Consider the following 22,780-nt stretch of genomic DNA (forward strand, 5'->3'; position numbering starts at 1 on the left):
ATTCCTGTGAGTTTTTAATCATTCACTTATTAAATCACACATCAATTTTATTATGGAACAAATATTAGATATAAAAGCAAATAAAGTAAAAGAAACAGTAGGAAAGCACGTTTTGGCAGATGGGTTTGACTTCGTGATGGACATTGAAAAATCTCACGGATCATGGCTTTACGATAAACTTACAGACAGGGAATATCTGGATATGTTCTCTATGTTTGCCTCAGCTTCTGTTGGATACAATCACCCGTATCTTGTAGAAAGATCAGAATGGTTAGGTAGAATGGCTGTCAACAAACCAACTTTAGCAGATGTTTACTCAGAAGAATATGCTCATTTCTTAGAAGTGTTTGAAAGAGTAGTTATTCCTGAAGAATTACAATATGCTTTCTTTATCGAAGGCGGAACTTTAGGGGTTGAAAATGCTTTAAAGGCTTGTTTCGACTGGAAGACCCGTAAAAACTTTGCAAAAGGACTTCAGACTGAAGCCGGAATCTGTATCCATTTCAGACAGGCTTTCCACGGAAGAAGCGGTTATACGTTAAGCTTAACCAACACTTCAGATCCCAGAAAATACCAATATTTTCCTTTATTTGACTGGCCAAGAATCTTAAATCCGAAATTATCATTCCCGATTACGGAAGAAAATCTGGAAGAAACCATCAAAAATGAAAAGCTTGCTTTATTACAGATTGAAGAAGCTATTTTGATGAATCCGGATAAAGTGGCTTGTATCATCATAGAACCAATCCAGGCAGAAGGAGGTGATAACCATTTCAGAGATGAATTCTTATTAGGGTTAAGACAGCTTTGTGATCAAAATGAAATCTTACTTATCTTTGATGAAGTTCAGACCGGTATTGCCATTACGGGAAAAATGTGGGCTTTTCAGCACTTTACTGCAAAACCGGATATCATTTCTTTCGGTAAAAAAGCACAGGTTTGCGGAGTTTTAGCCAATAAAGAGAAATTTGATGAAGTTCCTGATAATGTATTCAGAGAAAGCTCAAGAATCAACTCTACTTTCGGAGGAAACTTTATCGATATGCTTCGTTTCCAATTGGTAATGGAGGTTATTGAAAAAGAAAATCTTGTTGAAAATGCCAGAGTGGTAGGAGACTTTTTGCTGGATAGCCTGAAAGCGCTTGCTGAGAAATATCCTGAGAAAATTTCCAATGCAAGAGGAAGAGGATTGATGTGCGCCATTGATCTTCCATCAGCGGGAGACAGAAATAAAATTATGAATGAACTCTTCAATGACGGACTGATCATTCTTCCATGTGGAGACCAGTCTTTACGTTTCAGACCTCACCTTAATGTTACCAAAGAAGAAATTCAGCTGGCGTTAGATAAAATAGAAAACAATATTAACAAAATTTAAAACCAGGATTTGTAATTTTCAAAAAATCATTGTATATTTAGATACTCAAACAATATAGAATATGGAAAGAAGTACGAGAGTATCGGTTTTTGAAAGTGATAACCCTTCAGAAATTCAGTTGGTTAAGTCTAAATTGGATGATGGACAAATTACAAACACGGTTGAAAATAATTATCTTACATTTACCACAACTCCCACGGCTACGTCGTTAAAAGTAATGGTAGATCTGGAAGATGAAAAAAGAGCATTTGAAATTGTAGATGCTTACCTTCAACAAAGTGAAAATCAATAAAACAATTTCATAATTTTAAATTTTACTACTTCGAACCGAAAATTAATTTTAATTAGTTTTCGGTTTTTTAATTAGCAACTCATTATTAAAATAAACAAGAATACTAAAGGATGTAAGTGTCAGGCTTCTGAAAAACAGGCTTTATTAGTATACATTATTTATAGTCATCTGGTTTTGCCATCCTCCGGAAAGATAGGAGTAAATAATACGACAGAACTTCTGATTGCCCTAATCCTTTAATCAAAATCAAAGAACAATGAATCCAGAAATTACACTGAGAAAAGCGGAAATTGAAGAAAGAGAAATTATTTGGGGAATCATCCAGCAGTCTATAGAAAGAAGAAGGCTGGATGGCAGTACACAATGGCAAAACGGATATCCTAATCTGGGAACGGTAGAAAGCGATATTGCAAAAGGTTTTGGATATGTTCTTACAGTAGATGGAGAAATTGCTGTTTTCGCTGCTTTGATTTTAAATGATGAACCTGCTTACAGTACCATTGAAGGTGCATGGCTGAGTGATGGGGAGTTTGTAGTCGTACACAGAATTGCAGTAGATGAAAAATTTGCAGGCCAGGGAATGGTGAAAAAACTTTTCGACCATATCGAAGATTTTACAAGATCTCATGGAATTCAGAGTGTAAAAGTAGACACGAATTACGATAATATTGCCATGCTGAAAATTCTGGAAAGTAAAGGATATTCCTATTGTGGAGAGGTTCTTTTGAAAGACGGAATGAGAAAAGCTTTTGAGAAGATTATAATTTAAGCCAAAAGTTAAATCCACTTTCATTGAATTTTTAAAAGAAACTGTATTTATAATCTCTATCATCTTTGTTCGTTTAGTTCTGAACTAATTTCTACTTTTGTTTACATTTTTATAATATGCACAAAAGTATAGAAATTGATGAAAGAATATTTCAGGATGCCGTAAAGTTTTATGGCTTTCTTTTCAACATACCCCCATTAGCCTCAAAAATCTATTCCTACCTTCTTTTCGATTATGAGAAAGTAGGAATTACTTTTGACGAGTTTGTTGAAGTGCTTTCTGCGAGTAAAAGCTCCGTGTCCACAAGTATTTCATTACTTCTCAATATGCAGCTTATCGTAGACCACAACAAAATGGATGAGAGGAAAAGGTATTTTTTCACCAATGATGAATATAAGAAAATCCGATTCGAACAAGTTGTCCAAAAGATGAAGGACGAATTGAGGTTATTAGATGATTTAAACAATTTTAAAAAAAATAAAGACAATGACTACAACAAAAGAATAGAAGCTTACAAAGCGCTACTAAATAAAAATATAGAAAATATTCAGGAATCTCTTAATAAACTTTAAAATGAATAATAAGCTAGTTATACTTTCCATTGCAGCGTTTTCACTAACCGCCTGCAAAAAAGAAGCTCCGAAACAGGATGGTGCCAAGCCCTATCCTGTTATTTCTGTGGAGGCAAAAAATATAGTGGGTTATCAGACGTTTCCGGCTACCATTCAGGGTAGGGTAAACAATGATGTACGTGCAAAAATACAGGGTTATATCACCCAGCTATTGGTAGATGAAGGACAATATGTTACTAAAGGACAGCCTTTATTTCGTCTGGAAACCAATATCCTTACTGAAAATGCAGCAGCATCCAAAGCAGGAATTGGTGCCGCAGAATCTACTATTGCCGCAGCTCAGGCTTCAGTAAATGCGGCTCAGCTTGAAGTCAACAAGCTAAAGCCTCTGGTTCAGAAAAATATCATCAGTAACATCCAGCTACAGACGGCTCAGGCCAATCTGGCCCAGGCTCAGGCACAACTGCAGCAGGCCAATGCGGCAAAAAGACAGGCTGTGGCTAATTACAAAGGAGTAGAAGCCAACATCGATTATTCTATCATCCGTGCACCTATTTCAGGGGTTATCGGTAAACTTCCACTGAAAGTAGGTAGTTTGGTAGGACCTTCTGACCAGATTCCCTTGACCACTATTTCTGATACATCACAGATTTTTGCCTACTTTTCAATGAATGAGAAAGCGTACTTTGATTTCCTTGAAAAATCTCCGGGTGCATCAATGCCTGAGAAAATAAAAAACCTTCCGATGGTTGAGCTTCAGCTAGCCAATGGCAGTCTTTATCCTGAAAAAGGAAAAATTGAAGCCATTACCGGTCAGATTGATCCTACAACAGGAACTATTCAATTCAGGGTAGCTTTTTCTAATGCCCAAAAGCTTTTAAGTAATGGTAACAGTGGAACCATCAGGTTCCCACAACGTTATGATAATGTATTGGTGGTTCCTGAAAGTGCTACCTATGAACAGCAAGGTATTGTTTACGTATATAAAGTAGAAAAAGATACCGCTAAAAATGTTGTGATTAATGTTATTGACAGAATCGACAATATGGCTCTTATAAAATCGGGGGTAAATAAAGGGGAAACTGTTGTAGCAGCAGGAATCGGAGGTCTGAAACCGGGAACTGCCGTGAAGCCGAAACCAATCAAAATGGATAGTCTTGTTCAATCAATAAAACCGAAATTCTAATGATAAAAAACTTTATTAACAGACCGGTTTTATCTACCGTAATCTCAATTTTGATTGTGATTCTCGGTATTTTAGGGCTTGTCTCGTTACCGGTTACACAGTATCCGGATATTGCGCCGCCTACAGTGAGTGTTTCTGCCAACTATACCGGAGCCAATGCTGAGACGGTGATGAAAAGTGTAGTGGTACCTCTGGAAGAACAGATCAATGGGGTGGAAGGTATGGATTATATCACTTCCAGTGCTGGAAACGACGGTTCTGCCCAGATCCAGGTTTTCTTCAAACAAGGAATAGACCCGGATATTGCCGCAGTAAACGTACAGAATCGTGTGGCCAGAGCGACGCCTTTATTACCTTCTGAAGTAACACGTTCAGGGGTTGTAACACAAAAGCAGCAAACCAGTGCACTGATGTATATGTCTTTCTATTCCGAAAATAAGGATCTGGATGATGTATACCTTCAGAACTTCATGAATATCAACATTATTCCCAATTTAAAAAGGGTTAATGGTGTAGGAGATGCCAACGTTTTCGGGGGTAAAAACTACTCGATGAGAATCTGGTTGGATCCGGCAAAAATGGCTGCCTACAGTGTAACACCTACAGATGTTACCAATGCTATCAATGAGCAGAGTAGAGAAGCGGCAGCGGGTTCCATTGGCCAGAACAGCGGCAGCTCTTTTGAATATATCATTAAGTATGTAGGTAAATTCAACGATAAAGAACAGTATGATAATATCATCATAAAATCTCTTGCAAACGGACAAAACCTGATGCTAAAAGATGTTGCTAAAGTAGAGCTGGCAGGCCAGTCTTACACAGGAATCGGGGAGAATGGGAATTCACCTTCCATCAGTATGGGGATCTTCCAGACGCCAGGTTCCAATGCCCAGGAAATTATTAAAAATATCAAAACATATCTGAAGTCAGCAGAAAGTACTTTTCCAAAGGGAATTAAATATACCTTCAACTTTGATACCAATGAATTTCTTGAGGCTTCTATTGAAAAGGTAGTACATACCCTGATTGAAGCTTTCATCCTGGTATTTATTGTAGTATATATTTTCCTTCAGGATTTCAGATCTACGCTGATTCCGGCCATCGCGGTTCCGGTATCTATTGTAGGGGCATTTTTCTTCCTGAATCTATTTGGATATTCATTAAACCTGTTAACATTATTCGCCTTAGTTCTCGCGATTGGTATTGTCGTCGATGATGCCATTGTGGTCGTTGAAGCCGTACATGCGAAGATGGAACATGGTATTTCTGATGCGAAAAAGGCGACGGTAGAAGCGATGGATGAGATTACAGGGGCTATTATTTCTATTACTTTGGTAATGGCTGCGGTATTTATTCCGGTAACGTTTATTACGGGTCCTACAGGAGTATTCTATCAACAGTTTGGTATTACGCTTATTATAGCGATTATCATTTCTGCTGTTAATGCATTAACGTTGAGCCCGGTTTTATGTTCATTATTCTTAAAACCTCACGAAGAGCATCATAAGGAGTATAAGAACTTAAATCTGTTACAGAAGTTTTTCTATAAATTCAATATTGCTTTTAAAACAACTACTGAACGTTACGGAAGAGGATTTGTATTTCTATTAAGACATAAATGGGTAACCCTGATTATTTTTGCTGTTACAGGAGGTATCTTATTCTGGGCAAGCAGCAGTATGAAGAAAGGGTTTGTACCTACAGAAGACAGAGGGATTATCTTTACAGATGTCCAGCTTCCTCCGGGAGCTTCTATGGAAAGAACTTACAACACCCTGAAAACACTTCAGGCCAAAGCATTGAAAGTTCCGGGAGTACAGAATGTAACAATTTCTACAGGGCGGGGATTCTTATCCGGAAACGGAAGTAACAATGGTCTTGCCTTTGTTAAGCTAAAACCATTCGAAGAAAGAAAAAAAGACGGACAGACTTCTGAAGATATTACCAAAAAACTATTTGGAATTGTAGGATCTGTTCCTGATGCCAAAGTTGTATTCTTTCAGCCGCCAAGTGTACCTGGATTTGGTAACAGTGCAGGTTTTGAAATGGTATTGCTGGACAAATCAGGTGGAGAATATGCTGATCTGGATGATAAAACCAATGAATTTATCGGAAAACTGATGCAGAGACCGGAAATTCAATTTGCTCAGACTTCATTCAATACAAAATATCCTCAGTATCAAATGGATATCAATGTTCCGTTAGCAAAACAACTTGGGGTTTCCGTAAGTGATATCCTTGCTACCATGCAAGGATATATAGGGGGAGTCTATACTGCTGACTTTACCAAATACGGAAAACAGTTCAGAGTAATGGTGCAGGCCCTTCCGGATAATAGAAAAAGTATTGATAACCTGAACGAGCTGTATGTAAAAACAGGTTCAGGAGTAATGTCTCCGATCTCCCAGTTTGTAACTCTTACTAAAGCATACGGGCCGCAATCTGTAAGCCGTTATAACCTGTTTACCTCAGTGAAGGTAACGGGAGCAAACTCTGAAGGATACAGTTCCGGGGATGCCATTACCGCTGTACAGCAGGTGGCCAATGAAACCCTGAATCAAAACTATGCAGTAGAATTTACTGGATTGACCAGAGAAGAATTGAATTCAGGATCTCAGACGCTTCTTATTTTTGGGCTTAGCTTGATTTTCGTTTACTTTATCCTTTCTGCACAGTATGAAAGCTATATCCTTCCTCTGATCGTTATTATTTCTCTTCCTCTTGGGGTAATGGGAGCTTATTTCGGACAGAAGATTATGGGCTTGGAAAATAATATTTATTTCCAGATTGCCCTGATCATGCTTGTTGGTTTATTAGCTAAGAATGCGATCCTTATTGTGGAATTTGCTGTTCAGAGAAGGCATCATGGTGAAACGATTGTAATGTCAGCCATCAATGCAGCTAAAGCCAGAGTAAGACCCATTCTAATGACATCTTTCGCATTTATCTTCGGTTTATTGCCGTTAGTTTTAGCAAGTGGAATTGGAGCAGTGGGTAACAGATCAATTGCAACAGGAGCCGCTATTGGACTATTGATAGGAACAATTTTAGGATTATTTGTAATTCCTGTTCTGTATGTGATCTTTGAAACACTGCAGGAAAAAATTAAACCTCTCAAAAAAGAAGATATCAATTTAGCAGAATAAAAAATAATGATTTGGAAAAGAGAAGTTAGACACTGGCTATCCGGTTAAAAACTAACTTCTCATTTCTGGATTCTAACTTCTAATTTTAAATAATGAAGAGTTTATTAAACATCATAAAAGGAATCACTTTTTCAGTTTTCATACTGGGAGCCATTACATCCTGTATGGCCAGAAAAGAGTATGAAAGGCCGAAAAACGTTGTAGACGAAAAGCTTTTCCGTACAGATATGCTTCCTACTGACAGTACCAATATTGCAGATATTTCATGGAAAGAAATCTTTACAGACCCTGTACTTCAAGGCCATATTTCAAAAGCTTTAGAAAATAACCTGGATATCAGAATTGCTTTACAAAGCATCAGTTCTGCGGAAGCTTATCTGAAACAAAGTAAAGCAGCTTATCAGCCTACCGTTTCTATTGGCCCTAACTATACTTTCCAGACTCAGTCTATCAACACTCAGTTTGGGCAGATCATTGGAAACCGAAGCTATGTGAATCAGTTTGATATTACAGCAAGTATTGGCTGGGAAGCGGATATCTGGGGTAAGCTGAAAGCACAGGAAAAAGCACAGCTGGCCACCTATTTAGGCACAGTTGCTGCACATAAAGCGGTAAAAAGCAGCCTTGTTGCTTCTATTGCTTCTGCCTACTACCAGCTGTTGACTTTCGATGCTCAGAAAAAGATCATTACGGAAACCATTGCAGTACGTGAGAAGAATTTAGAAACAACAAAAGCTTTGAAAATTTCAGGAACCGTTACAGAAGTGGCGGTACAGCAAAGTGAAGCCCTTGTTTTTAATGCAAGATCTCTATTGATTGATATTGATACGCAGATACAGTCACTTGAAAATACAATGAGTCTTCTGATGGGGGAACCTTCCCACACTATTGAAAGGTCTACGCTGGAAAACCAGAATCTGCCTATTGACTTAAAATTAGGATATCCTACTCAGCTACTGGCTAACCGTCCGGATGTCATGAGAGCAGAATATAGCCTGATGAATGCTTTTGAATTAACCAATTCAGCTAAAGCCCAGTTTTATCCTACTTTAAAAATCACCGGAAGCGGAGGACTTCAGTCTGTAGATATCGACCACTTATTCAGTGTCAACTCATTGTTTGCCAATGTAGTGACAGGGTTGGCTCAGCCTATTTTAAATAAGAGACAGATCAAGACGAACTATGATGTGAGCCTTGCCAATCAGGAAACAGCTTATTTAAATTTTAGGAAAACAGTGCTTACCGCTGGAAAAGAAGTATCCGATGCCATCAGAGTATATTCTGTACAGGATTCTTTTATTGAATTGAAACAAAAAGAATTGGATGCCTACAAAAAATCAGTTGACTATTCCCAGGAATTGGTAAACTACGGTATGGCCAACTATCTCGAAGTTTTAAATGCAAGTGTGAATTCATTAAATGCAGAGCTTAATATCTCCAATGCACGATACAATAAAATGAAAGCCGGTGTAGAGCTTTATCAGGCTTTAGGCGGAGGCTGGAAATAAAAGATATTTTACGCTTACCTATATAAACGTATGTCATCACTGACATACGTTTTTTTGTTCCTTTTTTTTAAGAACTGTTAAAATCATTATAAAAATAAAATTATGTTTGTATATACGTAGTAAACTACGTAGTTTCGTTTTTGTGAATATCACACAATATTAAAATGATTGTTTAAATAAAAGAATACGATGAAACCACTGATAAAGCCTATAGGCAATTCATACTCAGATCAGGCTATAGACCTCATTCTTACGATTCAGCAAAAAGAGTTTAACGTTCCGCTGACAATCCATGACCAGCCGGACCTTTTTGAGATTGAAAGCTTTTATACCGAAGCTGGAGGAAACTTTTGGGGAGCTTTTATAGATGGGGAACTGGTGGGAACCATTGCTTTGGTCAAATTTGATGAAAGGGCAGGAGCGATCCGGAAAATGTTTGTAAAAAAAGAATTCCGGGGAAAAGAACTGAATATTGCACAGGAATTATTGGAAGTTTTACTCTCTTTCTGTCATGAAAATGGAATAGATGATTTATATTTGGGAACCATCACGGTATTGAAGGCTGCCCAGCGGTTCTATGAACGGAATGATTTTGAAAAGATTGAGAAAGAAGAACTTCCGGCTCAATTTCCATTGATGGGTTCCGATGATGTTTTTTATCATTTAAATAGGACTCTATGAACGTTATCAACGAAGCAGGGATTCTTGCTATTTCAACCCGGTTACACCGCCTGAGCGAACAGTTAAGAAAAGATGGAGCTATGATCTACAAAGCATTTGGGATAGATTTTGAACTCAAATGGTTTCCGGTCATCTTTACCATATACAAAAAAGAAACTGCAAGTGTGGTGGAAATTGCGAATGAAATTGGGTATACCCATCCTTCTACCATAACGCTGCTCAAAGAACTTGAAAAGCTTAAACTCTTAGCATGGAAAAAAGATAAGAGTGATGAACGTAAAAGATTATTTCTGTTGACTCCCAAAGGTACTGAGCTGGTTGAAAAAATGAAACCGGTATGGGAATTGGTAGCCACTGTATTGAGTGAAATTGCAGATAATGAAAATAATCTCCTGAAAGCGATTGATGAAGCTGAAGAAAAAATTGCCAATCAGTCTTTTTATCAACGGGCAATGCAGCTTAAGAATTCAAAGTAAATATCTGTTATTGGATAGAAAAAAGATGTAGTAAATAATTAAATAATTATAATGATTAGGAAAGCTGTTCATGGTGATGTACTTCAGGCTGCTCAGGCGCTTGAAGAAGTAAAAGCACATATGCTGATCACGGTATTGATCAATGGGATCAGGAATATCAAGTAAAATGATTCGGTATGCCGAAGAATTTGCCAGGCGAAATCAATATCCGTCGATTCGGTTTAATGCTTTTTCCATGAATGATACTGCGAATGCTGTTTATACTAAAAAAGTATACGACCTTGTAGGAACAGTTCGCTTCCGAAAAGGATATTTAACTGCTATGAAAAAGTTTTGAAATAAAAACAAATCATACTATTTGTAAATTAACGTCCATGTTGCTGATTATCTGATCATAACATGGATGTTTTATTTAGCAGTGACACGAAAAGCTCCGTAGAAAGGTTTTTTAAAAATTCATTGTCGTAGTTCTACTACAATTTTTGAAATAATAGATAGTTCATTTTGACGTGAATATTTAAGGTTATATATTGCATTACCAAAATCACCGAAAAAACTTATGAAAAAATACAATAATCAATCCAGTAAAAAGTACTGTCTGGTACTTAAAGTGGAATTGCACTTCTGAAAATTCCGACTGCAACTATCTCAGATCAATCATAAAAAAGCTTGTTCAAGAGGCCGTTGCAAGCTGCCGATTGGTTCTTTAAGTTAAAGGGTCTCACCTGTAAAGGTTGAATATCTAATTAAGTCATACACCAAAAAAAAAATTGACGTCATGTTTCAGGAACAGAATAATCTTCCCAAACCGGAAATAGATTCAGACAAGACAGGTTTTGTAAACAAAATCCAGGAAAATAAAAAAATCAAAGAAGTAAAGAAAGTTACTTCAAAAGTGAATAATGCAGTGAATGCAGTGAATACAGGAAAACAATTCCTGAATCAGCCTTTGCTGCCGAATGAACCTTCCATTACTAAAGGAAAATTATGGGCAAAGCAGCCTACATCAAGAATATTTAATGCAGACAGTATTCCGGAAAGCGCCATTGCAGGCATTAACCGCGTAGTAAAACTTGATATTCATGTGGAAGGCAAGCCGATAAAATATTTCAAACACTTTAAACTCACCCAAAGCACTACCAAACATCATGAGTTTGAACTCATTCTGGCGCATGATACTTTAGGAAGTGCAGAAAATCATAATCTTGAAGAAGTACAGAATTTTCTTGGAAAAAGGATTACGGTTGTTTTCAAGTATAAAGATGTGGAAGGTGGTGCAGAACGAAATTTTGTCGGAGTCATCACAGAAGTCGGATTCAGTCAGGAAAAGGGAAGTCTGGGAAATCTTATATTATCAGGATTAAGTCCAACCATCCTTTTGGATGCAGCCCCTCATATTCAAAGTTTTGGTGGAGCACAGCCTATGAGTTTGAACAGTATCGCTAATGAAGTTATTAAAGAAGGGCTGGGGCAGGGAAAATATGATTTCAGGGTAGACGCCCGTCAGGGAAATGTATCTTACAGTTGTCAATACGAAGAAACTCATTATAATTATCTGGCGAGAATAGCAGAAGCTTACGGGGAGCAATTCTTTTATGACGGGGAAGTGCTGCATTTCGGACAGCTGCCTCCACAGGAAAAACCTGTGATGCTGACTTATGGCAGTAATCTCACTGACGTTAAAATTAAAATGAAAGCTCAGCATGTGAATCCATCATTTTATGGATACAACAGCAGCAAAAATGAAAAATTCAAAGGTGGAAGTTCAAAAATTAACCATACCTCAGAGATCGCCAAGCGTGCCTATGAAATTTCAGAAAAGACTTTTCAGACGCCGTCTTTACGTGTTGCACCTATCAAGGCTGTTTCCTTTATGGATATTGATGCCTCACAGAAAGGTGCTGCGGGAAGCAAGGCTTCAGAAGTTTTTGTTACTTCAGGGAATACAACTGTACCATTCCTTTATCCAGGCTGTATTGCAGATATAGAAATGCGTAAGTCAGATACTAACGATACCGGATATTTTACCAAGCTTATGCTGATAGAGGTAACTCATGAAGTAGATGCCCGTGGATATTATGATGGATCTTTTCAGGCAATAGCTGCTGATACCGGATTTATTCCAAGACCGGAATTTACAGTTCCGGTGGCAGAACCCCAGTTTGGAAAAGTAATTTCCAACACCGATCCTGAAAATCAGGGCCGTGTACAGGTTCAGCTTGATTGGCAGAGTGGACAGGATACCACTGAATTTATCCGTGTAATGACACCAGATGCCGGAAGCAGTGAAAAAGTAGGCAAGAACCGCGGATTTATGTCTATTCCCGAAGTTGGGGATCAGGTGATTGTTAACTTTGTACATCTTCATCCGGACCGCCCTTTTGTCATGGGGGGAATGTTCCATGGCGGAATAGGAGCTGGTGGCGGTACCGGAAATAATATCATGAGTTTCAGTGGCCGAAGCGGTGCAGAATTGAAATATGATAATGGTGCCGGATCCATGAATCTTAAAGATCAGGGTGGTGCCAATATGAATTTTGACGGAACCGGAAATGCAACCACCAACGCCAATAGCAATCATACCGTAAATGCAGGAAGTACCAATGTAATCAACGTTGGGGGTAAGAAAGATGCTCCACCACAATCCTTATTAAAAATGGATGCTGGAGGAAATATTACTCTTGACGGAAAAACAAGTATCACTCTGAAGGTAGGAGATAATTCTATTACCATATCTGAAGCAGGAATTACGGCATCAGCAGGAAAAGGAATCATTGATATTACTGCACTTACCGGTGCACTCGGACTTTCAAGTAAAGGAGGAGCGATGAATATTAGCACAGATTCTCCACTTACAATTACCGGAGGGCCAAGCGCTGTGATGTCTTCCGGAGATACCAATATTATGTAATTCTAAAACAGAAATCATGGATGAGTTAGAATACATAACCCTCAATGCCCTGATGATGTGTGATCAGGGAGCTGCCCCGGATTTCTTTAAACCTACATTCAATACAAAGGTGAAGATCCATGGTTGTTTGGTGGCCACCAATCAAGATGCCGCTCCTCTGATTAATATTCCATCCTTTAAGGTGTGCAAAATCAGTGGTGGTCCCTGTACTCCCGCAACTGTTCCTATGACCTGGCAGGATACCTGGCAGGTAAAAATCAACGGAATCAGATCTTTGATAGGAAAAAGTACCTGTCAATGTCCTGTGGGTGGAAAGATAGAATTTATGACGAGCGGACAGGTTCCTCTTCCGGACGATGCCGCTCAGGAAGTAAAAGATATGCAGGATCAGGCACAGCGTGAACTAGATGACAGCGGACATGGAGACAGTGTGGGAGAAGCAGGTCTTGTGGAAGGGATGATCCCAGTTTGGGGAAGCGGCCGTGATCTTATCAATGATATACAGACCGGTGATGGCTGGGGAGCAGCCATGAATGCCGGATTTTTAATCTGGGATGTGGCTTCTATTGCGGTAGGAGTGGTTTCTTTTGGAACCGGAACAGTAGCCATGCAGGGTGCAAAAGCCGGTGTGAAAGGTGCCATAAAAGCTGGTGCAAAAGCTATCTCTAAAGAAGCTCTTCAGCAGATGGGAAAAGCCGCATTGAAAAAACTGAGTAAAGAAGCCTTAAAGAAAAGTGTAGATGATGTTGCCAAAAAGCTTCTTAAAACCTGTGTTTTTGCTTGTTTTCCGGCTGGAACACCTGTTCATACTGAACATGGAATTAAAAATATTGAAGACATCCGCATCGGAGATCTGGTCTGGGCTTATGATGAAGATACAGATACCGTAGCCCTTCAGCCGGTGATTGATTTAATCACTAATGAAAGTGACCATACGATTAGTATTTATACAGAAGCTGAAGTCATTGAAACAACGGCTACACACCCTTTTTATACCAATGGTGAATGGACGGATGCTTCAGAATTGAAAGAAGGAGATAAAATTCTTTTGCGTGACCAGCAAGAAGGTATTATACAAAAAACAGAATTCAATTATACGCCTCAGAAAGTCTATAATTTTGAGGTAGACCACTGGCATAATTATTTTGTAGGGAATTCAGGGGTTCTGGTGCATAACAGTGGAAAATGCTTAAGTAAAATGGCTGATGAAGCCGCTGAGCTTGTAGCAAAAACTTGGGATGACCTCGCGAAACTTAAACATTGTTTTCCGGCCGGAACTTTAGTGAAAATTGATGAAAATAATGGTTATGCAGCTATTGAAACAATTTCAGTAGGAGATTATGTTACAGCTTTTGATCAGGATAAACACACGGAAGTCTTAAAACAGGTTACCGGAGTGTATGTAAATCATACTGAAAGTCTTTGCAGGCTATATATTGGGGATGAAATCATTGAAAGTACATCAGCCCACAGGTTCTGGTCGGTAACGCATTCTGACTGGATTAATGCAGAAGATATTGAAAGCGGAAATCTGTTGATGGATGCCACCGGAAAATCTATTATTGTAGAAAAGACCGAAAAAATTGTTGGAAATTTCAAAACCTATAATCTTGAAGTTGACGAAGTACATAATTATTTTGTGTCTTCACTTGATATTCTGGTGCATAATGGAAAGTCTTATCCAAATTCAGTTTTTCATGATCTCACTCCTAAGCCATCAGAAATTTATGGGATTTGGGATAAGAAAACAAAACAATATGTTTATGTTGGAAAAACAATACAAGAAGATGGGAAAAGATTTACTCAGCATGTCTTAGAGAAAGGACTCGATCCTAGAAGATATGTTAGTAGAACATTAGAGTCTGGAACTTGGAATGCATTTCAAACAGCAGCTCGTGAACAATATCATATAATGCAAAATGGAACTAAAACTTTAAAAGCAGGAGCGGAAATTAGAAATAAGATTAATGCGCTAAGCAAAAGGAAATTTAATTATTTTAGTAAACTTATAAAATGTCCATAAAAATGATAAAAAAATTAGAGGTTGGAGATATTTTCAATTTAAAATTAGAAAACAAAAATCTTTTTATTTTTGGTAGGGTCTTATTTGATGTAGACAGCCAGCTAAAAAAATCAAAGGCAAACGATGAAAACTATTTTACAACTTATGCAGGATGCCATCTAATAGAAATTTACAAAGGTATATATGATTCTCCCAATCTTCCAGATAGTATGGAAGTATTAATTCCTAGAGTTTTTGTATTTAAAATAGATTCAAAAGCAAATAGTTTAAAATGGGAAGTTGCTGGACATCATAAAGTTGATGTTAAGAATATAGAATTTCCGGAAGTTGTAGGAAATGCATATAATGAAGTTCGGTTAATGAGGGGAGAACTTTATTTCAAAACAGCTATTAAGGATCCGATTCAATATCCTGGAGTTCTTCCTGCTCCGGAATACCCTGTTGTGATTTTAGATGCTAGTTTAGGGTTACAAGGAAGAGAGGATTTAATAGACGGAGATTATTATGATGAAAGCCTTACAGATTTAGATCTTTTATATCATCCCGATGAAAGAAAACAAATTTATTCAGATTTAAATTTAGATCCAGATAAAAGCTATTATGAATTATCTAAGGAAATGGGATTTGATTTAGAGCGGTTTTATTAAGAAATGAGTAAGAAATTAAATCAAGGAGATCTATTTTATTTACAACTTGAAGGGTTGGATAAGTTTATTTTCGGGCAAATGGTTTCTGGAGAGCATTATAGCGATAGTTTTAAGGAAATGGATTTAAGAAATTTTCCTGAATTAAGAGAGAAAGTTTATAGAGATTTGAATTTAGATCCAAATATAAGTTATTATGAATTATCTAAGGAAATGGGATTGATTTAGCCAGATTCTATGAATATTAATTTTAAAATATAATTATGGGGGCTTGGGGATACAAGAACTTTGAAAATGATACTGCTGCAGATTGGTTTGCAGAACTGGAGGAATCTCCGGATAAAGAATTAGTGATTCCTTATCTCACCAAAATTTTGGATGAAGATGATTTTATAGATGATGAAGAGAGCTTTATTACGTTAGCAATACTTGAAGCACTGAGTGGTCGTTTGAAACTGATTTCCACAGACTACATTTTGCCACAGTTGGAATCCGTAGATACGATTCTATTAGCTCAAATGGTTATAAAAGCCGCCAAAAAGATCCTTTTCTTTAAAGAGCATTCAGAAGTAAGAGAATTATGGAAAGAATCTGATGAATATCACCAATGGTTTAATTATCAGGTTTCTTTAATTATGAAGCTCGATAATTTTTATAGCAACTATAATTTTGTTGATGAAGAAAATAATGATCCGGAAATTGAGGAAGAGTGGACGAAATATATAAAAACCAATTTTTCATAATAAATAAAATATCTTTAGAAGAGATCATTTAAACTGTACAGGAGTCAAAATAAAGTAATGAGTATTTCAAATTTCTTTTTTGGGGAAAATATTCCTCTTCTTCAACTTGAAAAATTCTCGCAGGAATATACCCTGAATGTGGAGAATATCTTTCTGATGGGTAAGGAAAATTCCCCAATTTCTTTAAAAACCTCATCTGAACTTCTTCTTGACCAGCAGAAAGAATCAGATCTTATTTACAATAGGATAAATCTTCTTGAAATTACAGGAAATACGGAAGATCATACAATGAAATCCTTTTTACAACAAAGTCTTGCCCTTGCTGATATTTCACGTAATCTTTATATCAAACGAAATGCAAACGGAAAGATACTTTCTGTTGAGAATACAGAGGAGCTGTGGAAGAGCTGGGAAGAATGGAAAGAAAATAAAATGGTTACTGTTTTTCCGGAAGAAAAAGATCAGATTAAATTGGTTGCCAATTATGAAAAAGGATTGAAAAGCTTTGAGGGAGAACTGAAGAAAAACCTACAGTATATTCTTCTGTTACCGGAAGTTTATAGTCTGATATTTCCACCTAATGAGTACTACAGTTTTTTATCCAGTCCGTTGAGTATTCGTTCCAGATTGATGCAGGGAGTAGAGTATAGCTATCAGCTAAAACTGGTGAAGCTTGAAGAAGAAAATAATACTCTTTTTGTAGAATTTCATTCCGTACTGAACAACCGTGCTGAACTCATTAAAAGTCATATCAAAAAGCTTTACGAAAATGAGAAGGAATTCTCTATTGATCAGTTTGAATTCAGTGTCAAAACAAAATATAATTTTGAAAAATCAACCGGTAAGATCATGAATGCTGAGCTTCATTTCACAGAAAAAATGCATGAACATCTTGCTTATAGGATTGATATGGATTTAAAGATTAAATCGATTGAGAATTAATGATATTGATTATGGGATGAAGAGAAGATAACAACATCTTTTAAAAGAAAAGAACCCGTCACTTTTGACGGGTTCAATTGATTGATATTCAGATGGTATAATTAGAATCTGAAAGTTGCTGCAACAGACCAGGTTCTTCCAAATCCAAGGAATCCTGTATTGCCGTCAGCTACGCCCTGATAAACCCTTCCAGCTTCCTGGTATGTTTTTCCGGCATCCGGACCATTGGCAATTTTATCACCTGCAAAAATATTGGAGCTTAGCTCAGAAATATAGTACTTATTGAATAAGTTGTATACATTAGCTCTTAATGTCAATGATTTTTTCTGATCAATGATGAATTTATAAGTAGCCCCTACATCAAATAAATGATAGCTTGGTAATTTTACAATCCCTTTTTCTCTTGCTGCTTCAGTAAGGAAGTTGATAGGATTGAATTGTGCATATAGCTTGTCATAATATTCCCAGTTAGCATCAATGCTGAAAGCTTTGGTAATATTATAATCAGCCCCGATGCTTGCTGTTGTTTGGGCAGCATCTCCTACCTTCAGATCTTTGATGTTGATGATTCCTGTTGCTCCGGTGACTTCCTGGTTGCTCTGAACATCCATGATGTTGAAATTTGCATTCCCTTTGTACTTCCAGTTACCTAACGATAGCATCCCTCTAAGCCTAAGGTTAGAAAGAGGTCTTGCTTTCGCTTCCAGTTCAACTCCCTGGTGTACTTGTCCAACATTCAGGGCGTTGTAGAAATAAGCATTTCCAAGTTTTAACTGAGAGAAATTGGCAACATCAGCGGCACCGGCATTAAATGTTCTTGAGATGAATCTGTCATCCCACTGTGTTCTGTAAGCGTTAATATTAACATCCACATAACGGGATTTGAACCCATATCCCAATTCTACAGAAAAGATTCTTTCATTCTTCGCATCGTTGTATATGTTTTGGTTTGATGGGAATAAAGCATTGAATAGCGGTTGTCTCGAAATAACTCCCGTATTGAAAAATACATTATGATGCTGGTCTATATTATAGTTGGCACCTCCTTTTACAATATATCCCGTTTTATGATACCACTTGGTTTCCTGATTTCCGGGAGTATACAGCATATAGTCTATTCTCTTGTAATATTGTTCAGAAACTGAAGCCTGAACAGATGCACTTAGCTTTTCTGAACTGTACTCAACCATTCCATATAAACCTGCCCATTTTACCAACCCTTCGTTGTATATAGATACTTTCTGAGCATTATTAAGCTTGGTAAGAGGTTCCGGTTTTACGGTTTGGTCTACATAAGATCCTTTTGGAGCATTCACCGTATTAGGAATATATAATGCATCAGAGCCCAGCATATCAGTAACGATATCATAAAGCGCTCCTTTGTAAGTTTTAAGGTCAATCCCTCCGTTAAAGGTCCAGTTATTCTTTTTGTAATTAAGATCTGCGATGGCTCCATACCAGTCATGAGAATTAATGCTCTGCTTTCTAACAATACCGGAAGTCCCGTTTAAAGTAGCTACATATTGTCCATTATAATCAGCCGGAGATCCTGCAGGAGCAGTAAAGGTTGGTTTCTGGAAGGAGTTTCCATTATAATCAGTGACCATACCTCCTCTGTTGTAACGGTAAATCATATCCCAGTTGATAGTGCCGTCTCCGCCCTGGCCATAATTCATGAAATTCATAGTTTGCCCGTTAGCATTTTTAATAGAACCATTAAGCCCGGTACCACCGCCACCACGTCCCCAGGAACCATAAACAACTGTAGAAAGCTTCAGGGCATCATTAATATTCCAGTCCCAGTTAAGTGATGCAATAGGTTTGTGATAGAAGTTGGGCGCCAAGTTGAATGAAGAACCATTCAGCATTCCTGTTTGTGGATTATATCTTCTTCCATAGGTTTCAAACTGTCGTAAAGTGGCTACATTCGCTCCGGTTGCAGAAGATCTTCTTGTGTCGTGTACCTGTGGTGCACCTGTAGCAATTAAATTGAATGCATGCTTTTCATTAGGCTTAAATCCTGTAGAGAAAAACCATGAATAGCCTTCTCCTTTGGTTCCGTTGATATAACCGTCACCTTGCCAACGGGAGAGTAGAACAGTTGTTCCCCACTTATTTTTTAACCCGGAAGAATACATGGCTGATACTCTGGAGTAGTTGTCATTACCTGCTTCTGCCTTTATCATTGCTTTTTGCTCAGAATCAGTAGCTTTGGTTACAATATTTATCGTTCCCCCTACAGACGGAACTACAAATTTAGAAGCTCCCAACCCTCTCTGAATCTGAATATTGCTTGCAATATCTGCCAATCCGGTCCAGTTGGACCAATATACAGTACCTCCCTGCATATCATTAACAGGCTGTCCGTTGATGATCACCGCAATGTTGGCACCATCAAAACCCCTCATGTTAATTCTGCTGTCTCCAAATCCGCCGCCTACTTTAGTAACGTACACGGATGGGGTAGATTTCATAATTTCGGGAAATTCCCTGTTTCCTAATTTTTCCTGAATTTCAGCTGCCTTAATGGTAGAAACTGCAACAGGGGTTTTTCTTTCTTTGGCTGTTTGGGAAAGGTTTCTTCCCACTAACATCACCTCATCAATAGATTTAGATTTTTCTAAAGAATCCTTCGTACTCTGTGCATAATATATGCCGGCCGTTGGTAATACAAGCGCTATAAGTAGTCGCTTTTTAAAAATAATGCTCATGAAATAAACTAGCGTTTTTGAGTTTAAGGCTGCAAATATGGATATTTATTTTTTAATAGAGTATTAAATCTTTATTACGTGATTTCATAAAGAAGCTAATATGGGGATTATGGCTGTTTTTTGCGAATAAATAAAACAGTTTCATTGATTTCATTTACAGGTTGTTAGGGTGAAATTCTGTGATTTATTAAGTATGATTATATTTATTATTAAAAATTTTAATCATATGATCTTTAATCTATGAAAATGATATTTCAATGCATGATCTGTTGAAAAGAGATTATATTCACCCATAATCTAATATAATGCTGAGAAAGATTAAGCTCGGTCCAAGCCATTTATCCATGCTTTATAGTAGTGTTTTATGGTCATAAAAATTTCTTTTCCGTATCACAAAATTTCCTTTTCGTGTCATCCGATGGTTAGCATAATGTTACTTTTGAAAGAATACAATCCTCTATTGCTATGATTATGAAAAACTCCCTGTTACTCTTAATGCCTTTCCTGCTCCCGGGCTTATCATTGGCGCAACAATATCATCCGCTCACTGCCCGGGAAGCAGAAAAAAGATTACTGCCCCAGTTCCAGGTAATGAATAATACTCCTATTCAGGATATGACGTTTGAAGAAGTGAAAAGAGATCGCAAAATTCAGGCAGAAATGCCTTGGCCGGAACTGAAAAACAAAGACAGTATTGAAGTGACACGGTCTAAAATTCCGGGACTGAACGCAAAAGACCCCGAAATCCCGGTAACGGTTTATAAACCCAAAAATTCGAAAAACCTTCCCATATTTCTTTGGTTTCATGGGGGTGGTTTTGTATATGGAACTCCCAAATGGGATCACCAGAGGTGTGCAGATTATGCATTGAAAGGAAATGCTGTGGTTATCAATATAGACTACCGTTTCGCTCCGGAAAATCCTTTTCCGGCAGCCCTCCATGATGCCTATGCCTCGTTATTATGGGCCCATAAAAATGCAGGAAATATAGGTGGAAATCCAAAACTGATCGCTGTAGGAGGTTCCAGTGCAGGAGCTGGTATATCCGGAGGCCTGGCACAATATACAAGAGATAAGAAAGGCCCAAAAATAAGTTTACAGGTTCTGGAAATTCCGCCTGGAGATTTCAGGATGGATTATCCATCAGTTATTGAATTTAAAAGAATCCGGGGTCTTAAAAGTGATGACTTTCCGGTTTTAAAAGATTTCTATATAGGAAAAAACGGCAATTCAGAAGAAAAATATGTGCTGCCCGGAAATGATAAAGATCTTTCCAACCTTCCGCCAACTGTCATTTTTGTTGCCGGAACAGATCCCTTGCGGGACAGCGGATTGGCTTATGCTGACCGTCTGATGAAAGCAGGTGTTTTTACAGAACTACATGTTTTTGCAGGCTATGCCCACGGAATGCAACTCCCGGAAAGTATGGAGATCACGGTAAGAATGATGAAGCAGTTTCTTAAATAATCAGCATAAAAACAGGGCAGGAAGTATGTAATTTTTGACAGCAGAAGAAAAAACAATATTCCATAGATTTTGATAAAGAAAAATATTTTCCTTACTATTGATTTAAATAACGCAGTACCATATTGTAATCTCTGACTGCGAATTTCTTACATTTTAAAATTAAAATAATGCAGTACTCACAAAAAATATCTTTACTTCTCGTCTTATTTTCTTCCATTGTGTTTTCCCAAACGTATAAAACTTCTTCAACAGTTTTACCGGGAAAAGAATTCCCGAAAATGGACGCAGAGAGAAAAGCAGAATTTCGGGTCTATTTTCCTGATGCAAAATCAGTAATTTTAGATGGCGGCGACGGAATGAAAAGTATAAAATCCTCTGCTTCCAAAGATAAAAATGGATTTTGGAACATCTCTACTACCCCCATGGAAAAAGGGTTTCATTATTACTGGTTCAACGTAGATGGGCAGCGTACAAATGATCCCAATACACAGCTGTATTTTGGATACAGCCAGCCTACCAGTGGAATTGAAGTCCCTTCCGGGGAAGATTTTTTCCTGGAGAAAAATGTAAAGCATGGAAAAATTGTTAACGACAGTCTGAATTCAGAAATAACCCATGGCGCACGGAACTTTAAAGTATATCTTCCTCCCAATTACGGATCTGAAAAACTCCCCGTTTTATATCTGTACCACGGTACCGGAGAAGATATTACAGGCTGGGAAAAACAAGGCTATATCCTTCATATCCTTGATAATCTTTTCGCAGAAAAAAAGGCTAAGAAAATGATAGTGGTAATGGATTATGGAGTTGCATTGACTTCCGAACAGGAAAAAATGCCGGACAACTATCCCAGAACGGTACTTTCTTCTAAAAATCTTGGCAAAATACTTACCAAGGAGCTAATTCCCTATATTGAAAAAAAATATAAAACTTCTGGTAAGAAAGCTATTGCGGGACTTTCCCGTGGCAGTTATCAGGCTATGCTGATTGGGGTTTCCCATCCGGAGTTATTCTCGGCAATCGGGGCTTTTAGTCCTGTAATTTACGAAGGAACCGAAACCGAACCTTTTAGAGAACTCCCTATCGGAAATTTGTTGACATCTAAGAAAAAGCCTTATTTCTTTATTGGAATCGGGGGAAAAGAAGATGCGATCTTTTTTAAATTTAATCAGATATTAACAACTTATTTAAGTAAAAATAATTATCCTTATGTCCAATATAACTCTCCGGAAACCCGTCATGAATGGCTTACCTGGAGGAGGTCACTCTATCAATTCTCACAACATATCTTCAGATAAATACATGATATTTGTCATGTTTTATAATTTTAT

19 protein-coding genes are annotated in these 22,780 nt (G+C 37.6%); 18 read left to right on the top strand and 1 reads right to left on the bottom strand.

Annotated elements, in window-relative coordinates; genetic code table 11:
- The first annotated feature begins 52 nt into the window (after nt 1-52).
- From lat to MP478_RS08880, 16 genes are all read left to right on the top strand, one after another.
- On the top strand, nt 53-1,378 hold the full coding sequence (gene lat / locus MP478_RS08805; RefSeq protein ID WP_257200226.1) for an L-lysine 6-transaminase: 1,326 nt from the start codon (nt 53-55) through the stop codon (nt 1,376-1,378).
- A gap of 61 nt (nt 1,379-1,439) precedes the next feature.
- On the top strand, nt 1,440-1,670 hold the full coding sequence (locus tag MP478_RS08810) for a DUF2007 domain-containing protein (RefSeq protein WP_230036677.1): 231 nt from the start codon (nt 1,440-1,442) through the stop codon (nt 1,668-1,670).
- 256 nt (nt 1,671-1,926) lie between these two features.
- A complete protein-coding gene (locus tag MP478_RS08815) occupies nt 1,927-2,439 on the top strand; it encodes a GNAT family N-acetyltransferase (RefSeq protein WP_257191837.1) in 513 nt (170 codons plus the stop codon).
- 116 nt (nt 2,440-2,555) lie between these two features.
- Nucleotides 2,556-3,011, top strand: coding sequence for a transcriptional regulator (locus MP478_RS08820; protein WP_230036673.1), 456 nt, complete (start codon nt 2,556-2,558; stop codon nt 3,009-3,011).
- Between the two features lies 1 nt (nt 3,012).
- A complete protein-coding gene (locus tag MP478_RS08825) occupies nt 3,013-4,197 on the top strand; it encodes an efflux RND transporter periplasmic adaptor subunit (RefSeq protein ID WP_257191839.1) in 1,185 nt (394 codons plus the stop codon).
- Complete coding sequence (locus MP478_RS08830; protein ID WP_230036670.1) at nt 4,197-7,343, top strand: efflux RND transporter permease subunit; 3,147 nt, start codon at nt 4,197-4,199, stop codon at nt 7,341-7,343. The genes MP478_RS08825 and MP478_RS08830 overlap by 1 nt, the downstream gene beginning before the upstream one ends.
- A 92-nt stretch (nt 7,344-7,435) precedes the next feature.
- Entirely contained in the window at nt 7,436-8,851 is a 1,416-nt protein-coding gene (locus MP478_RS08835) for a TolC family protein (protein WP_257191840.1), read from the top strand.
- 189 nt (nt 8,852-9,040) lie between these two features.
- Entirely contained in the window at nt 9,041-9,532 is a 492-nt protein-coding gene (locus MP478_RS08840; protein ID WP_257191841.1) for a GNAT family N-acetyltransferase, read from the top strand.
- The gene (locus MP478_RS08845; RefSeq protein ID WP_257200227.1) at nt 9,529-10,008 is read left to right on the top strand and encodes a MarR family winged helix-turn-helix transcriptional regulator; all 480 of its coding nucleotides are present in this window, start codon (nt 9,529-9,531) and stop codon (nt 10,006-10,008) included. The genes MP478_RS08840 and MP478_RS08845 overlap by 4 nt, the downstream gene beginning before the upstream one ends.
- 166 nt (nt 10,009-10,174) lie before the next feature.
- On the top strand, nt 10,175-10,345 hold the full coding sequence (locus tag MP478_RS08850) for a hypothetical protein (RefSeq protein WP_257200228.1): 171 nt from the start codon (nt 10,175-10,177) through the stop codon (nt 10,343-10,345).
- A gap of 441 nt (nt 10,346-10,786) precedes the next feature.
- The gene (locus MP478_RS08855) at nt 10,787-12,919 is read left to right on the top strand and encodes a type VI secretion system Vgr family protein (protein WP_257200229.1); all 2,133 of its coding nucleotides are present in this window, start codon (nt 10,787-10,789) and stop codon (nt 12,917-12,919) included.
- A gap of 16 nt (nt 12,920-12,935) precedes the next feature.
- The gene (locus tag MP478_RS08860) at nt 12,936-14,942 is read left to right on the top strand and encodes a polymorphic toxin-type HINT domain-containing protein (protein ID WP_257200230.1); all 2,007 of its coding nucleotides are present in this window, start codon (nt 12,936-12,938) and stop codon (nt 14,940-14,942) included.
- A 2-nt stretch (nt 14,943-14,944) separates the two neighbouring features.
- Nucleotides 14,945-15,589, top strand: coding sequence for an Imm26 family immunity protein (locus MP478_RS08865; RefSeq protein ID WP_257200231.1), 645 nt, complete (start codon nt 14,945-14,947; stop codon nt 15,587-15,589).
- A gap of 3 nt (nt 15,590-15,592) precedes the next feature.
- Nucleotides 15,593-15,814, top strand: coding sequence for a hypothetical protein (locus tag MP478_RS08870; protein ID WP_257200232.1), 222 nt, complete (start codon nt 15,593-15,595; stop codon nt 15,812-15,814).
- A 35-nt stretch (nt 15,815-15,849) separates the two neighbouring features.
- Nucleotides 15,850-16,329 carry a DUF4259 domain-containing protein gene (locus tag MP478_RS08875; protein WP_257191848.1) on the top strand — a complete coding sequence of 160 codons (480 nt, stop codon included), beginning with the start codon at nt 15,850-15,852 and terminating at the stop codon, nt 16,327-16,329.
- Between the two features lie 57 nt (nt 16,330-16,386).
- Nucleotides 16,387-17,271, top strand: coding sequence for a hypothetical protein (locus tag MP478_RS08880; protein WP_257200233.1), 885 nt, complete (start codon nt 16,387-16,389; stop codon nt 17,269-17,271).
- Nucleotides 17,272-17,372: 101 nt separating this feature from the next.
- On the opposite strand, the gene MP478_RS08885 is transcribed toward MP478_RS08880, so the two are convergent.
- Nucleotides 17,373-19,982, bottom strand: a complete 2,610-nt coding sequence (locus MP478_RS08885) for a TonB-dependent receptor (protein WP_230036648.1) — start codon at nt 19,980-19,982, stop codon at nt 17,373-17,375.
- A 471-nt stretch (nt 19,983-20,453) separates the two neighbouring features.
- Between MP478_RS08885 and MP478_RS08890 the strand changes: the two genes are divergently transcribed.
- On the top strand, nt 20,454-21,449 hold the full coding sequence (locus MP478_RS08890; protein WP_257200234.1) for an alpha/beta hydrolase: 996 nt from the start codon (nt 20,454-20,456) through the stop codon (nt 21,447-21,449).
- 167 nt (nt 21,450-21,616) lie between these two features.
- On the top strand, nt 21,617-22,747 hold the full coding sequence (locus MP478_RS08895; RefSeq protein ID WP_257200235.1) for an alpha/beta hydrolase-fold protein: 1,131 nt from the start codon (nt 21,617-21,619) through the stop codon (nt 22,745-22,747).
- The last annotated feature ends 33 nt before the right edge of the window (nt 22,748-22,780 follow it).

It is taken from the genome of Chryseobacterium sp. WG14 (assembly GCF_024586945.1).
Classification (GTDB): domain Bacteria; phylum Bacteroidota; class Bacteroidia; order Flavobacteriales; family Weeksellaceae; genus Chryseobacterium.

Coding starts and splice junctions, on each gene's coding strand:
- MP478_RS08815 (WP_257191837.1), top strand. CDS start 1,927: ATGAATCCAGAAATTACACTGAGAAAAGCGGAAATTGAAGAAAGAGAA.
- MP478_RS08855 (WP_257200229.1), top strand. CDS start 10,787: ATGTTTCAGGAACAGAATAATCTTCCCAAACCGGAAATAGATTCAGAC.
- MP478_RS08845 (WP_257200227.1), top strand. CDS start 9,529: ATGAACGTTATCAACGAAGCAGGGATTCTTGCTATTTCAACCCGGTTA.
- MP478_RS08895 (WP_257200235.1), top strand. CDS start 21,617: ATGCAGTACTCACAAAAAATATCTTTACTTCTCGTCTTATTTTCTTCC.
- MP478_RS08850 (WP_257200228.1), top strand. CDS start 10,175: ATGATTCGGTATGCCGAAGAATTTGCCAGGCGAAATCAATATCCGTCG.
- MP478_RS08835 (WP_257191840.1), top strand. CDS start 7,436: ATGAAGAGTTTATTAAACATCATAAAAGGAATCACTTTTTCAGTTTTC.
- MP478_RS08840 (WP_257191841.1), top strand. CDS start 9,041: ATGAAACCACTGATAAAGCCTATAGGCAATTCATACTCAGATCAGGCT.
- MP478_RS08820 (WP_230036673.1), top strand. CDS start 2,556: ATGCACAAAAGTATAGAAATTGATGAAAGAATATTTCAGGATGCCGTA.
- MP478_RS08875 (WP_257191848.1), top strand. CDS start 15,850: ATGGGGGCTTGGGGATACAAGAACTTTGAAAATGATACTGCTGCAGAT.
- MP478_RS08880 (WP_257200233.1), top strand. CDS start 16,387: ATGAGTATTTCAAATTTCTTTTTTGGGGAAAATATTCCTCTTCTTCAA.
- MP478_RS08870 (WP_257200232.1), top strand. CDS start 15,593: ATGAGTAAGAAATTAAATCAAGGAGATCTATTTTATTTACAACTTGAA.
- MP478_RS08810 (WP_230036677.1), top strand. CDS start 1,440: ATGGAAAGAAGTACGAGAGTATCGGTTTTTGAAAGTGATAACCCTTCA.
- lat (WP_257200226.1), top strand. CDS start 53: ATGGAACAAATATTAGATATAAAAGCAAATAAAGTAAAAGAAACAGTA.
- MP478_RS08885 (WP_230036648.1), bottom strand. CDS start 19,982: ATGAGCATTATTTTTAAAAAGCGACTACTTATAGCGCTTGTATTACCA.
- MP478_RS08860 (WP_257200230.1), top strand. CDS start 12,936: ATGGATGAGTTAGAATACATAACCCTCAATGCCCTGATGATGTGTGAT.
- MP478_RS08890 (WP_257200234.1), top strand. CDS start 20,454: ATGAAAAACTCCCTGTTACTCTTAATGCCTTTCCTGCTCCCGGGCTTA.
- MP478_RS08825 (WP_257191839.1), top strand. CDS start 3,013: ATGAATAATAAGCTAGTTATACTTTCCATTGCAGCGTTTTCACTAACC.
- MP478_RS08865 (WP_257200231.1), top strand. CDS start 14,945: ATGATAAAAAAATTAGAGGTTGGAGATATTTTCAATTTAAAATTAGAA.
- MP478_RS08830 (WP_230036670.1), top strand. CDS start 4,197: ATGATAAAAAACTTTATTAACAGACCGGTTTTATCTACCGTAATCTCA.